At 71.8% G+C, this 13,795-nt stretch carries 9 protein-coding genes; 4 read left to right on the forward strand and 5 right to left on the reverse strand.

The window, feature by feature from the left end; translation table 11 throughout:
- Positions 1-34 precede the first annotated feature (34 nt).
- Complete coding sequence (locus tag ABD810_RS40375) at positions 35-1,117, reverse strand: GTPase family protein (RefSeq protein ID WP_344953814.1); 1,083 nt, start codon at positions 1,115-1,117, stop codon at positions 35-37.
- Between the two features lie 71 nt (positions 1,118-1,188).
- Between ABD810_RS40375 and ABD810_RS40380 the strand changes: the two genes are divergently transcribed.
- The 3 genes from ABD810_RS40380 to ABD810_RS40390 all read left to right on the forward strand — a co-directional run bounded on the left by ABD810_RS40380 (position 1,189) and on the right by ABD810_RS40390 (position 5,840).
- Positions 1,189-4,668, forward strand: a complete 3,480-nt coding sequence (locus ABD810_RS40380) for an AAA family ATPase (protein ID WP_344953651.1) — start codon at positions 1,189-1,191, stop codon at positions 4,666-4,668.
- A 105-nt stretch (positions 4,669-4,773) separates the two neighbouring features.
- Entirely contained in the window at positions 4,774-5,172 is a 399-nt protein-coding gene (locus ABD810_RS40385; protein ID WP_344953654.1) for a hypothetical protein, read from the forward strand.
- Positions 5,172-5,840 (forward strand): nucleotidyl transferase AbiEii/AbiGii toxin family protein, encoded by a 669-nt coding sequence (locus ABD810_RS40390; RefSeq protein ID WP_344953657.1) that lies wholly within the window; start codon positions 5,172-5,174, stop codon positions 5,838-5,840. The genes ABD810_RS40385 and ABD810_RS40390 overlap by 1 nt, the downstream gene beginning before the upstream one ends.
- 1 nt (position 5,841) lies before the next feature.
- Here ABD810_RS40390 and ABD810_RS40395 read toward each other — a convergent pair whose 3' ends face one another.
- Positions 5,842-6,621, reverse strand: a complete 780-nt coding sequence (locus tag ABD810_RS40395) for a YoaK family protein (protein WP_344953661.1) — start codon at positions 6,619-6,621, stop codon at positions 5,842-5,844.
- 141 nt (positions 6,622-6,762) lie between these two features.
- On the opposite strand from ABD810_RS40395, the gene ABD810_RS40400 reads away from it, so the two are divergent.
- Positions 6,763-8,034 carry an NsdA family TPR-like regulatory protein gene (locus ABD810_RS40400; RefSeq protein ID WP_344953664.1) on the forward strand — a complete coding sequence of 424 codons (1,272 nt, stop codon included), beginning with the start codon at positions 6,763-6,765 and terminating at the stop codon, positions 8,032-8,034.
- A 22-nt stretch (positions 8,035-8,056) separates the two neighbouring features.
- On the opposite strand, the gene ABD810_RS40405 is transcribed toward ABD810_RS40400, so the two are convergent.
- From ABD810_RS40405 to ABD810_RS40415, 3 genes are all read right to left on the reverse strand, one after another.
- Entirely contained in the window at positions 8,057-10,849 is a 2,793-nt protein-coding gene (locus ABD810_RS40405) for a helix-turn-helix transcriptional regulator (RefSeq protein WP_344953667.1), read from the reverse strand.
- 221 nt (positions 10,850-11,070) lie between these two features.
- A complete protein-coding gene (gene leuA / locus ABD810_RS40410) occupies positions 11,071-12,915 on the reverse strand; it encodes a 2-isopropylmalate synthase (RefSeq protein WP_425567058.1) in 1,845 nt (614 codons plus the stop codon).
- 100 nt (positions 12,916-13,015) lie between these two features.
- Positions 13,016-13,531 carry a hydroxyisourate hydrolase gene (locus ABD810_RS40415; RefSeq protein WP_344953673.1) on the reverse strand — a complete coding sequence of 172 codons (516 nt, stop codon included), beginning with the start codon at positions 13,529-13,531 and terminating at the stop codon, positions 13,016-13,018.
- Between the last annotated feature and the right edge of the window lie 264 nt (positions 13,532-13,795).

The following is a 13,795-nucleotide window of genomic DNA, read 5'->3' on the forward strand; positions in this document are numbered from 1 at the left end:
GGGAGGGCGGTTCCGGCGGGACGCACGTGAGGGGTCACAGCGGGGAACGCGACAGGTCGGACAGCCTGACGCCGCGCACGCCGTCCCAGACCACGAAGTTGCCGTACTCTCGCACCACGGCCACGGGCACCTCCGCGAGCTCGTCGGCGTCGTCGAGCACGCGCTGGAACCGGAAGACGGCCGTGGGCCCCAGCTTGTTCACCACGTTCACCATCAGCGGCGCGAGGTTGAAGCGGAAAAGCGCCGAGCAGGGCAGGACCCGGTGGTTGTCGCGCAGCCGGGAGAAGACCCCGGCGTGCTCGGGGTACGCGGCCACGTACGCCCCGCGCACCTCCTCGGAGAAATGCCCGTCGTAGTGAACGGCGTGCCGGTCGAAGCTCAGCCTCTCGTCCGACACGGCGAACTCCCCGGTGTTGTAGGTGCTCGCGCGCAGCACCTCACCCCAGGGCTCGATGAGCGCCTTCTCGAAGTGGGCGGCCTTCTGGTCCAGCCGGGCGGCGAGCGGGGCGCTCGGCAGGAACGAGCCGCGCCTGCCGCGCATGTCGAAGATCCACGGTGGCGGCGCCAGCATGTCGGCCTTGGTCATGACGAAGGTGAGCTTCGCGACGACCTGACGCCGCAGGTCGGGGCCGGCGTCCTCCAGGAGCCGGTTCAGGCAGCGGGTCTCGGCGGTGGTCGCCCGGCTGTCGGCGTGAACGGCCCAGATGACGACGTCGGCCTCCGCCAGCCGTGCGACGTACATCGCCAAATATGACGCGTCCGCCGCTTCCGATTCCCCAATTCCAGGCATATCCCAAAATGTCAAAAGATGGCCAGTATTGCCGGGAACGGAGATGGCGTGCGGTTTGCCGGTGACCGGCTTCAGGTCGCCGACAGGCAGCTGGGTTCCGAACAGGACATTGAGCAATGACGACTTACCAACACCTGTTTGACCCATTATCGCTACGCTTAAAGCCTTGTTAGCCTCGGCGTCACGTTCACGGCGCACGCCTTGTCTGACCTCTTCGAGCTGATGCGCGTCGAGTGCGTCGACCGAAATCTGGCCGATCCTTGCCACGGGCTCACCTCGCGTCATAGCGTTAACAATGTTTACGGCTGTTTTTGCCACCGGCCCCATCGTGGCCACTGATCCTTGCGATGACCTTGCGGGGAGGCCCGACGATTGAGAATCGCAAACCGATCCCGGCGGTGAACGTGGCGAGATTCGACATCAGGCTGCTCGGTGACGTCTCGATCCTGGTCGACGGAGCGTCGAGGAAGCTCCTCCCGCAGACGGCGAAGGCCCTGGCCATGCTCGTCTCCGCCAGGAATCCGATTCCGCAGAACAGGCTGGCCGCCGCGCTCGGGCAGGGCCCAGAATCACCGGTTCCCGATGTGGCGCCCCCGCTGTCGCGGCTGCGGCAGGCACTGGCGGGCAGCCTGCTCGACATCCCTCCCGCCAAGTGGTCCCACGCCTACGAGCTGGTGGAGAAGGAGCCGGGCTATCTCGCGGCGACATTGGACGCCGCCCGTTTCGAGGCCCACCTGCGCCGCGGGCGCGAGCTGTTCGACAGGGGCGATCCCACCTCGGCCCTGGCGAGCCTGCGGGCCGCGGCGGACGAGTGGCGGGGCGCGCCCTTCGCCTCGCTGGCCGCCGGATGGAGCCTGCCGCGGGTCTGCGAGACCTACCGCGCCAAGCTGGAGGAGTGGCGCACGGAGCTGGTGCGGCTCGTCGCCCGGACCGCGCTGCAACTCGGACGCTACGAGGACGCGCGCTTCCTGACCGATGGTCCCGTGGGAGAGGGGCATGAGCACACCACGGCGGTGTGGCTGCTCCGCTTCCTCACCACCCTGCGGGAGGACGGGGGCGCGGCGGCCAGGCAGATGCTCGAGCGGCGCCGCCCGCACGCCCCCCACGACGAGGCGCTGCGCCGCGCCTGCGACCTGCTGGCCCTGCACGAGCACGGCTTCGACGTCCGGACGCCGCTCGGCACTGAGGTGGACCCCGCCGACCGCGGCAGCCCCGCGGTCCTGGTGGGCCGCCGGCAGGAGGTCTCGCAGCTCGCGCGCCTGCTCGACCGGCTGGCCGGCGGCGACGCGGGGGCGCTCGCCCTGTGCGGCGTGGGCGGCGTCGGCAAGAGCCGGCTGCTGAGGGAGACCACGCGTCTGGCCGCCCGCGTGCGGGTGCGCGTGGTGACGGTCATGTGCCAGGACCTCGACGGCCTGCAACCGTGGCGCGACCTGTCCGGCGCGGTGTGGGGGCACCTGCGGCGCGATCTGGCCGGCCCGCCCGAGCCGCTCAGCGCCCAGGAGCGGGACACGCTCGAGAAGCTCATGTCGGCCGGCGTGCTCGACTCCCCCGCCGGTCCGGGCCACGAGCGCGATCCGCGGGAGCTGACGTTCCTGCTGACCACCCTGCTGCGCCGGGCCGCCGGCACCGGCCTGCTGGTCGCGTTCGACAATGCCCACCTGCTGAGCTCGTACGCCAAGGAGCTGCTCCAGCACGTCAGAAGGGGGCTCGGCCCCGTCCCCGTGGGTTTCCTGCTCGCCGGCCGGTCGCGGGCCGCGCACTGGGAGGAGGCCATGGACACGCTCACCGTCTTGCCGCTCACCGTGGACGAGGTGGGTCAGTGGCTCGGCCAGGTGTGGGGGCGGGCACCGACGGCCGACGAGAGCAAGGAGGCCACGCGCGTCACCGACGGCCTGCCCCTGGAGCTGTGCAATCTGACCGAATCCGGCGAGCGCCGCCCGGGCCCCGACCCGGCCGCCGCCGGGACCGGCCCGGCGTTCCGCTGGCTCGCGGCCGCCGCGATCACCGCCGTCGGCCTGGAGATCGACACCGCGCTGGTGGCGCGCATGCTCGCGCTTGCGCCCGAGGAGGCCGATCGCGACCAGGCCCTGGCCGCGGCGGGCAACGCCATCACGGGGCACGACCGGGTGCGCTTCCCGCACGACCGCGCGCGCGAGAGCGTGCTGGACGACCTGAACCGCGACCCCGCCCTGGCCAGGGATCTACACCGCAGGGCCTTCGAGGCCCTGGCCAGGCACCTGACCACCACCGGCTGGGTCGATCCCGCCCTTCCGGTGCGCATCGCCCAGCACGCCCGGGCCGCCGGGGCCGACGTCCCGCAGGAGCTGGCGGCGGCCGCGTGCCTGGACGCGGCGCGCGCCGAGCAGCGCGGGTTCGGCGTCGAGAGCGCGGTGAGGTGGGCACAGGCCGGCCTGGCCCTGCGGTGCGACGCCGCCACCCGCGCCGGGCTGCTGATCACGCTTGGAGACGCGCTCAGCGACGCCGGCGACATGGACGAGGCCGGACGCCGCTACCTGTCCGCCTACCAGACGGCGGAAGGGCTGCCGAGGCTCGCGGCCACCGCGGCGATCCGGCTGGCCCGTAGATGGTCGGCCCCCGGGCAGATCGACCAGCAGCTCATCCACACCCTCCGCAGCGCGCTCAAGGCGCTGGACGGCGTGGACGAGGAGGCCGTGGTGCTGCGCCTGCAGCTCCAGGCCCACCTCGCCAAGAAGCAGACGATGGCGGTCAGCCAGAGCGCCGGTCCCCTGCCCGACGTGCCGCCCGCCGGGGTCGAGCTGGCCCGCGCCACGCTGAGGGAGCTCCCGGCCGACGGCAGCGCCCTGGTGCGGTGCGAGGTGCTCAACGAGTGCCGCTGGGCGCTGTACGACCACGCGCACCCAGGTGAGCTCCACGGCATCTCCGTCCAGCTCCACGAGGCGGGGATCCAGGCCGGGTCGGCGTACTTCCAGAGCGAGGGCCTGGTGGCGCTCGCCATCGACCAGCTCAGGCTGGGCCTGCTCAGCGAGGCGCTGGGCACCGTGGACAACCACCGCAGGCACGTCGCGCGCAGCCCCCGCGCGCTCGGCCCCTGGCTGCAGAGCACCCTGGACACGGTGATGGACCTGTGGAACGGCGACTTCCGGCGGGCCGAGGAGCGGCTCATGGGCGAGTCCCGGCGCATGGTCGACGAGCTGACGGCGGGCCAGTCCATGCCCGCCGAGACCCTGACCCAGACCTGGATGGGGCAGTACTTCTGGCTCCAGCACGAGCGGGGGACGATGGAGGTGCTGTTCGGCACCGGGCTCGCCCGGCAGATCGAGCAGCACGGCTACTTCCCGATCTGGCGGGCCGCGCACGTGCTCGCGCTCTGCGAGACCGGGCGGTACGACGAGGCCGCCGACCGGCTCGCGGCCATCGTGCGCGAGACCGCCGGCCTGGCCGCGCTGCCACCGCATGGCTGGGCCGTGCCGACGCTCGCGGTCCTGGCCGAGGCGTGCGCCATGATCGCCGAGGCGGGCGTCGAGGGCGCCGAACTCGACGGCCACGTGCCGCTCCTGCGCCACCGCCTGGACGCCTACCCCGAGGAGATCGCGCTCGCCGGATGGCCGACCGTGCTGGTGGGGCCGACCGCGCGGTTCCGCGGGCTGCTGGCCATGGCCGCCGGGGACGCGGCCGAGGCGCTGCGCTGTCTCGACGAGGCCAAGCGCATGGTGTCGGCCGCGCCGCCGCACATGGCCCGCATCCAGCTCGACCGTGCCAAGGCGCTGCGGCTGCTCGACCCCTCCGACGCCTCCGGTGAGGCGACCCGCCTGCTGCACAGGTCACTTCGCCTGGCCGACCGTCTGGGCATGACCGGCGTCGCCGCGGCGGCCCGCGCCCTCCTCGCGGCGGACTGACCGTGCCGCGCCGCATCACCGATCGCCCTGCCGGACGGCCGCGCGCCACCTCAGCGGTCGTGTTCCACGCGGGCCGTACTGCGTGGTGTGGCCCATAATGGGCACATGTCCACGCCGTTGCCGAGCCGCTACGCCGACATCGCCGCACGCGTGCCCCGGTCCCTGTCCGACCTGCGCGGCCCCTCGACCGGGGAGGTGCCGTTGCCCCTGCGTCTGTGCTGGTCGGGGATGCGCGCGTTCGACGTCGGCGACCCGGCGATCCGGCTCGGCATGTACCAGATCGTGATCGCCGAGGGCATGCTCGACGATGTCGAGAGCTACCTCGACGCGCGCCTTCTCGCCGAGATCTGGCCGAGGCTGCGGCGCCTGATCCACTCGGCCGCCCGCGTCGAGTGGGAGACCCGGTTCCCCGCTCTGGCCGCCACGGCGAGCGCCCGCGAGGCCGAGGTGCGCGCCGAGCTCCTCCTCGCCCGTGAGGCCATCCGCGCCAGGGCGGTCTCCTGATGGAGATGCCCCCGTTCCACCAGCGCATCCTGTCCGCCGCCCTCGGCGTCTGCGACGCCCACGGCCTGGTGCTCGCCGGCGGGTACGCCATGCGCGCGCACGGGCTGGTCGAGCGGCCGAGCCAGGACCTGGACTTCGCGACCGTCGCCTTCACGCCGCTCGAGGAGATCACCGAGGACCTGGCGAAGGCGCTCGAACGCGACGGGCTGCGGGTCGAGCACCAGCGCGACAGCCCGCGCCTGGCCAGGCTGACGGTCAGCGATCCGGTCACCGAGCAGACCGCCGCGGTCGACCTGATGAAGGAGCCGCTCCAGCGCCCGGCGGTCGACATGGAGATCTGCCCGGTCGCCGGCATCGACGACGTCGTGGGCATGAAGGTCGGCGCCCTCTGCGGCCGGGCCCTGCCGCGAGACTTCATCGACGTGGTCTCCGTCGCCGACAGATACGGGTTCCCCGATCTGGAGCGGCTCGGCGCGCTGTTCGAGGAGGGCTTCTCCCTGGAGAACCTCGCCTTCAAACTGGAGAGCGGCCTCACCCTCGACGACGCGCTGTTCGCCCAGTACGGGCTCGGCGAGGAGGAGATCTTCCGGGTCAAGAGCTTCATCCTGTCCTGGTACGAGGACGTCTCCCTGCGCCTGGCCGAGACCGACGTCGACCCCGACCTGTGACCTACGGCCGCCGGGATCCCGGGTGGGCCGCGTAGCCGGCGGCGGTCAGCGTGACGGCGAGGGCGAGCCCCAGGAGCACCCCCGCGACGCCGGCGCCTCTCAGCGCCAGGGCGCCGAGGCCGGCCCCGGTCAGCAGGCACAGCACGGAGGCGATCCGGCGGACGGCTCCGGCGTTGGTGCCCCCGGCCAGGCTCGACTCGGACGCGAGGCCGGTGAGGGTGCGGGTGAGGACGGTGGTGGTCATGTCCGGCACGGCCAGAAGCCGCACGGTGCCGTTCTGCAGTCCCATGGCGACGGCGACCAGCGCGATCACCGCATAGCGCCCGGAGAGGGTGGGCGGGCCGAGCACGGCCGCGGCCGCCGCCGCGAGGGTCAGGACGGTGGCCTGCACCGCCAGGGTGGTCAGGATCCGCAGCCGGCGTGAGCGCAGGTGGACGTCGAGGCGACCGGCCACGACGGCCCCGGCGAGGAAGGCGAGGAGCGAGATCAGGGACGCGGTGGCCGAGAACCCGGGGGTGCCCACGGCGGCGAAGCCGAGGATGACGACGTTGCCGGTCATGTTGGCCGTGAAGACGTGGCCCAGTCCCAGGTAGCTGACCGCGTCGACCGAACCGCTCAGCACGGTCAGCACGAGGAGCGCCATGGGCAGCGGATCTGGTCCGGCACGGCGGGTGAGCGTCATGATCGTCTTTCTGGTCGTCCACGCGTCCTGCGCGTGACGGTAACGCAGCGGCGGGCCGCATCCGCGCAGGCACCGGTCACTGATGGTGACGAGCCGCATGGATACTGCCACGGCGCGCGGGATCGCGGCCCCGATTCCCCCTCAAGTTGGGGGATAACGGAGCGACGGCGACGGCGAAGGATAAGAGGCGGACATCCCTGAACACGCACCCATGCCATTCGCACGCCCGTAGGAGGCGCGATGATCGGTATCGACATTCCTCTCTGGGCCGCGCGGTTGCGAGCGTTGCGGCGAGGCAGGCTGTGGAGCCGTGAGGACCTCGGGGGCCGGCTCGCCGACGCCGCCGACGAGGACACCCGTGATCGGCTGCCGGCCGGGGACGATCTCACCGGCACCATCCGTTCGTGGGAGACCGGCGAGCGGCGGCCGGGCGAACGGCACACCGAGCTGCTGTGCGACGTGTACGGCGTCCAGGAGGGCGAGCTGTTCAGCGAGAGGAGCGGGGAGGCCGCCGGTACGGCGCTGTGGCACCACCTGACGGGGGTGCCGCTGCTGCCGGGCCGGTTCACCGCCGAGGAGGAGGAGCGCACCGGCCGGGCGATCGAGGACCCCCGGCGCGCCGACGAGCAGACCGTCGCCTATCTCGAGGCCCTGCTGGACGCCTACACCCGGCCCGACCGCCGGCCGGCCGACCTGGCCGGCGCCCTGTCCCCGGTCTTCGCCGTGATCCAGGGGTTCCGGTCCGAGGCGCGGCCCGCCGTCCGCCGTGCCCTGATCATGCTGTCCTCAGAGGACGCCGAGGCGATCAGCCGCATGCGGTACGAGGCGGGCGACCTCGACGACGCGCTGCGGTGGTCGGACCGCGCCCGCCGCGCCGCGGGGCAGTCGGAGGACGAAGGGCTGGTGGCGTACACGCTGGCCAGCCGGGCGGGGCTCACCGGTCCGCGAAGCGATCCCGGCGAGGTGATCGAGATCGCCATGGCCGCCCGCGAGCGCCCGATCCGAGAGCACGCCGCCCTCTCGCCGCGACTCGACGCGGTGACCCGGCTGCGCGAGGCGCGGGCCCATGCGATGGCCGGGCACGAGGACATGTGCCACCGCCGCCTGGAGGAGTCCGCCGAGCCGCTGGAGGCCGAGCAGGAGGAGCGCCCGAGGTGCACCTTCGACTACTCCTCCTCCCTGCACGACGTGCTGGCGGCGGAGTGCTTGCTGGACCTCGGGCATCTCGACGAGGCGATCGAGATCCTGGAACGCGAGCTGGCCGCGGCGGGACGGAGTCCTGCCACGGCCTACGATCTGGCCTGCCTGGCCCACGCGTACGCCGACGCCCACGAGAGGGAACGCTCCGCGCAGGTCGCGCGCCGCGCTCTCGATCTGGCCAGGCAGACCGGCGCGGCGCGCGCCCTGCGGGAGCTCCGCCTCACGCGAAGCGGTCTGGTCCCCGGCCCCCGGGGCCGCCGGACGGGCGGTGGACGGCGGGGGGCGCCGGAGGGACCGCGCTGGGCGACATGAGCGCTCCCGCGGCGGAGGCGGTTCAGGCGGGCATCGAGGCTCCGAGCTCCAGGGTGGAGGGCAGCTCGGCGCGGCTGGTGATGTCCAGCTTGCGGTAGGTGCGGGTGAGGTGCTGTTCCACGGTGCTCACGGTGACGTAGAGCTTGTCGGCGATCTCGCGGTTGGTGTAGCCGGCGGCGGCCAGTACCGCGACCCGCCGCTCGGCGTCGCTCAGGATGGCCGCGACGTCCGCCGCTTCGGTGGCGGAGCCCGGCGCCACCAGGCCGTTCGCCTCACCGTCCCTGGCGAGGGACCTGCTCAGCGGAGCGGCGTGGCACTCCTGGGCGACCGCGCGGGCCCGGCCGCCGATCATTCCGGCCCGCCGGTACTCGCCCAGCGTGTGGAAGGCCTCGGTCAGGTCGGCCAGCACGCGCGCCAGCTCGTACCGGTCTCCCCCGGTCTGCAGGAGGTCACCGGCCTGGCGCAGCAGCATGGGACGGTGCCGCGGCTCGCTGGTGGCGGCCAGCAGCCGCATGGCGATGCCGTGCACGCGGGGCGCGCCCGTGCCGCACCGCCTGATCTGCTCCTCCACGAGGCGGCGGGCCTGGTCGGGCCTTCCCAGCCGCAGGCAGGACTCCGCCGCCTCGGTGCGCCAGGGGATGAGCCAGGGGACGTCCAGGTCCCACCGGCCCATCAGCTCCCCGCAGCGCTGGAAGTCCCTCAGCGCGAGCTGCGGGTGGTCGGTCGCCAGGCTGTAGCGGCCCCTGGCGTGCAGGTAGTGCAGGCCCCAGCGGGTCTGGAACATGGCGTCCGGCACGGGCTGGTCGAGCAGCTCGTTGACGGTGTCGTAGTTCCCCATCGCGGTGGAGGCGATCACCATGCAGGACAGCGGCCCGCCGACGGCGACGCCCCAGCTGGTCAGCGGGATGGTGTCCAGGGCCAGCCGGCCGTGGAACTCGGCGCCGAGCATGTCGCCCTGGCGGAGCGCGATCTCGGCCCGGATCGCCGACAGCCGTGCCTGCCTGCTCGGGGAGTGCCTGGTCGAGGCCTCGTCGATGAACAGGTCGCACCACGGGGCCGCCTTGTCGGGCCGTCCTCCGTAGGTCAGGGCGAGCAGGGCGCTCTCCACGGTGTCCATCGACATCTCGTCGAGGCGGGAGCTGCGCAGGATGCGCTCCACCACGGCCACGATCTCCTCGCGCGGCCCACGGGTGAGCACGGCGGCGAGCGTGATGGCCGACTCCAGACGGCGGTACGAGGCCACCGACAGGATGGCGGCGCGGGACTGCTCGCTGGTCACCTGGGGCAGGTGGGAGAGGAACGTGGTGTGCGAGCACCGCAGCCACGGACGGGTGACGACGAGCTCGGTGACCGTGTCCGGGTCGAGCTTCTCCTCCGACTCGCTGAGGCGCTTCAGCACGTCCTGCGCGTCGTCGAACCGGCCGTGCCACAGCAGGGCCTTGGCCAGCACGACCGCGTCGCTGCCGCGAAGGTTGCCCCGGTGCAGCGCGTCGGTCAGCTCGGTGAAGTGGCCGGTGGGGGTGCTGGGGTTGATCCGCCACTCCGCTCGCATGAGCGCGGTGGTGATCCTGACCCGCTGCTGTTCGTCGGTGCAGATCCGGCAGGCCAGGCGCAGGTACTCCACCGCGGGCTCGACCCGGCCCTCGCGCAGCGCGTGCCGCGCGGCGTCCTCCAGGACGTCGACGGCCCAGTGCTCGTCGACGTTCCCGGCGTGCAGGAGGTGCTCGGCGATCACCGTCGAGGAGCTGCCGCTGTCGTAGGCGAGTTCGGCCGCGCGGCGGTGCAGCCTGCCACGCTCGGCGGCGCCCAGCTCGGCCAGTACGGCCGCGCGGGCCGACTCGTGCCGGAATCGCCCCATGGTGAGCAGCCCGGCGACGGCCAGTGAGTGAAGCTCGCGGGTGACGTACTCGGCGCTCACCCCGAGCAGCTGGTCGAGGGAGTCGGACCGGCCGAGGATGCCGAGCCCCCACGCCACTTGGAGCATCTTCGGGTCGGCGCGGTGGAGGCAGGAAAGGACCGCCTGGCCGTACGCGTCACCGGGGACCAGCTCGTCCGGGGGCTCTCCGGCGGCCCGCGTCGCCGCCTGGTAGTCCTCCACCAGGCCGGCGGTCACGAGCGGGTTCCCGCCACTGAGCGCGTACCACTCACCGGGGAACCGTTCGGCCGCCTGGGGTCCGAGCTCGTCGGCCACCATGCTCATCACGCCCGCCTGGGACAGCGGGGCGAGCTGGACGCGGCGGCAGTGGGGCTGCCGGAGCAGCTCGGTCGGGAAGGAGGTCTCGGCGTACCGCCCGTGGGTCGAGTGGCTGAACACCGCCATGATCGAGGCGAACCTCACTCTGCGCGACAGGTAGGCCAGGCAGAGCAGGGAGGCGCGGTCGGCATGGTGCACGTCGTCCACGACGATCATCAGGGGATAACGCTCGGACAGTTCGAGCAGGACGGTGCACAACGCGTGGACGATCTGCGCGTCCACCTGCTTCAGGGTCTCGGGCTCGGGATCGGACGAGGTCACGGTGCGGGCCCCCTCCTGTAGGAGGGCCATCGCCCGCTCACGCTCTTCGAGGACCAGCGGGGCGTCCTGGATGAGCTGACCGAGGACACCGAGAGGCAGATCCCTCTCGGCGAGGGAACCCATCGCGGTGATGGGCAGCGCGCCGAGCTCGGCCGCCTGCTCTGCGAAGGTGTGCAGCAGTTCGCTCTTGCCGGCCGCGACGGGGCCGCTCACCAGGGCGACCCGGCCCTTCCCCATGATGGCGCTGGCGAGCAGGCCCTCCAATGAGGCCAGGGCTTCCTGTCGTTCGATCAGGCTCATGGCGAGCCTCCCTTGTTCCCGACGAAGATCACATGTCGCCGCGGATCAGAAGCGCAGCTTTCGGCCGGACGGTGTGCGCAGGTCCACTGAGGATGAGTCGCGTACCGTCGCCGGCCTCTTGGTGAGCTGTACTCGCCGCATGATCGTGGCGCCTTTCAATTGGCGGTGCTTGTCCCTTTTTGCTGGTAATGACCACGCTAGGCACACGCGCCTTTCACCCCCTATCGCCCGGCCATCGCCGGCCGGCCGTCCCCGGGCGCGGCGGGACGCGGGGCGCGGATGTCGATGACCTCCGCCTCCCCCACCTGCGGCGACGCGCCGCCGGCCCCGCGCTGCCGCGTGACGGGCGCCGCCTCCAGTCGTGCGCGGGTCACGGCGGAGCGCACGGCGGACAGCGAGGCCGTCTCCACGTCGCGGTCCGCGCCCGCGCCCCAGATCGTCCTGCCGTTCACCCGGCATTCCGCGTAGACCACCGCACGGGCGTCCTCGTCGCGGGCCGCGATGTGCGCGCCCGTGGTGCGGTGCACGGCCCGGACGTCGACGTCCCACCGCGCCAGCGCGCCGCGCACCCTGCGCATCGATTCCGATCGCGCGCCGCCGACGTCGAACCGCTCGCCGTCGATGTGCAGGTCGACCGTCACCCGGTCGCCGGTGAAGACGAGCGGGATCGGCAGCAGGGCGTACTCGACGTACTCGCGGTCGAAGAGCGCCCTGATCCGGTCCGCCGTGATCTCCCCGCCCTCGGCGTCGGCCCGCTCCTGGACCACGCGCACGAAGTCGATCTGCAACTCGCGCGGCAGGTGCATCCCGTGCCAGGCGCTCATGATGTACGCGACGCCGCCCTTGCCCGACTGGCTGTTGATGCGGACCACCGCCTCGTAGGTGCGGCCGACGTCGCGCGGGTCGAGCGGGAGGTAGGGCATCTCCCAGGGGAGGTCACCGGCGGGGATCCCCGCCTCGCCGGCCGCGTGCTCGAGCGCGTCGAAGCCCTTCTTGATGGCGTCCTGGTGGGAGCCGGAGAAGGCGGTGTAGACCAGGTCCCCGCCGTACGGGTGGCGAGGGTGGACCGTCAGCTCGTTGCAGTACTCCACCGTTCGGCGCACCCCGTCCAGGTCGGAGAAGTCGATGCCCGGATCGACGCCGTGGGTGAGCATGTTGAGCCCCAGGGTCACCAGGCAGACGTTGCCGGCGCGCTCCCCGTTGCCGAACAGGCAGCCCTCGACGCGCTGCGCTCCCGCCAGCAGGCCCATCTCCGCGGAGGCGACGCCCGTGCCCCGGTCGTTGTGGGGGTGGATCGACAGGCAGACGTGCCGCCTGCGCGAGAGGTGGCGGTTCAGCCACTCGATCTGGTCGGCGAACACGTTGGGCAGCGAGCGCTCGACGGTCGTGGGGAAGTTGAGGATGATCTCGCGTCCGGCCGCGGGCCGCCAGACGTCCATGACGGCCTCGCAGACCTCCAGCGAGAATTCGAGCTCGGTGTCGTTGAAGAGCTCCGGTGAGTACTCGAAGCCGAGGTCGCAGCCGCCCAGCAGCTTGTCCGCGTACTTCATGACCAGGCGGGTCCCCTGCACCGCGAGGTCCTTGCACTCGTCGCGGTTCATCCCGAACACCACCCGCCGGAACAGCGGCGAGGTCGCGTTGTACAGGTGGATCGTGGCGCGCGGGGCGCCTTCGAGGCTCTCGACCGTGCGCCTGATCAGTTCGTCCCTGGCCTGTACGAGAACGGAGATCCGCACGTCGTCGGGGATCAGATCCCCTTCGATGAGCCTGCGCACGAACGCGAAGTCGTCCTGGCTGGCCACCGGGAAGCCGACCTCGATCTCCCGGTACCCCATGCGCACCAGGAGGTCGAACATCGCCATCTTGCGATCGGGGGTCATGGGGTTGGCCAGCGACTGGTTCCCGTCGCGCAGATCGGTCGAGAGCCAGCGCGGGGCCGAGGTGATGGCGTTGTCCGGCCAGAGGCGGCGCCCGAGCGCTACGGACGGGACCGGGTGGTACCGGGCCGCCGGGGAACCGGCCGACTCCGGTCGACCGGCGAGATGCACTGCGTTGCCGAAGTTCACGGTTGTCACTGTCGGGTCCCTTCTCCGTCTGGACCGCCCCGGGCGCCGCCTCGCTCGGGACGACGGAGGCCGGACCGGCCACAAGCGCGAATACCGTCGATCAGGCGATCCTGAAATGCGTGGAATAGGAATATGGGGACAGCATTACCTGGATCTGATAAGCGTCGGTATCGTCCTGCATCCGGAAGGTCACGATTATCTCGGGATAAGCCGCGTTGAGCCCGAGCCCGACGAAGTAGTAGTCACTGTCGAATCTGATGCGATAAAGGCCGCGCTCGAGTCTCTTGTCGCGCCACTCGCTGATGCAGCCGTCGCTGTCGGTCTCGGCGTCGGCGAGATCCAGCCAGCCGCCGTTGCCGTCGCGCTCCAGACGTGCCCGCACACCGGCGGCCGATCGACCGTAAACGCCGTCCAGCGCTTGCGCCGTAATACTCATGTCCAAACACCTATCTGCCGGGCCCGCCGAGACGGACATCTCGAGCATCGTCGCGATCGCGCCACGGTCGCCGCCTGCGCGATACGTACGCGAAGAACCGTGGGGCATGGGTCTCGCATCCGGTTCCACCTCTCCTCGCGGCGCGTGCGCATCCGGGGAGGGGAAGATGCCGGTGGGCACCGGCCTTGTCCCGGCCTGCGCGTCAGAGTGCCGAACCCCGCTATCGATCCTCTTTCGTCCGGCTATTCGTGGCCGCCACCTCACCCGGCACGGAGATGTCCCGCCGCAGGTCAGACCGCTTTTCGCGGGCTTCCGCCACCGCGGCGGCCCTCGCTCGGCGCGTTAATCCGGGCAAAGGACGATAAATACCGCTATTTACCGCCTGAACTGGATCAATGCCAGGCGAGAAGCGATCCGATAAGGACCGAATGGTGACGCTTTCTA

Source organism: Sphaerisporangium flaviroseum (assembly GCF_039537005.1).
Lineage (GTDB): Bacteria > Actinomycetota > Actinomycetes > Streptosporangiales > Streptosporangiaceae > Sphaerisporangium > Sphaerisporangium flaviroseum.

Bases quoted from the DNA above. Each gene is read 5' to 3' on its own strand.
- ABD810_RS40395 (WP_344953661.1), bottom strand. From the start codon at position 6,621: ATGCGGCTCGTCACCATCAGTGACCGGTGCCTGCGCGGATGCGGCCCG.
- ABD810_RS40375 (WP_344953814.1), bottom strand. From the start codon at position 1,117: ATGGGGCCGGTGGCAAAAACAGCCGTAAACATTGTTAACGCTATGACG.
- ABD810_RS40400 (WP_344953664.1), top strand. From the start codon at position 6,763: ATGATCGGTATCGACATTCCTCTCTGGGCCGCGCGGTTGCGAGCGTTG.
- ABD810_RS40385 (WP_344953654.1), top strand. From the start codon at position 4,774: ATGTCCACGCCGTTGCCGAGCCGCTACGCCGACATCGCCGCACGCGTG.
- ABD810_RS40405 (WP_344953667.1), bottom strand. From the start codon at position 10,849: ATGAGCCTGATCGAACGACAGGAAGCCCTGGCCTCATTGGAGGGCCTG.
- ABD810_RS40390 (WP_344953657.1), top strand. From the start codon at position 5,172: ATGGAGATGCCCCCGTTCCACCAGCGCATCCTGTCCGCCGCCCTCGGC.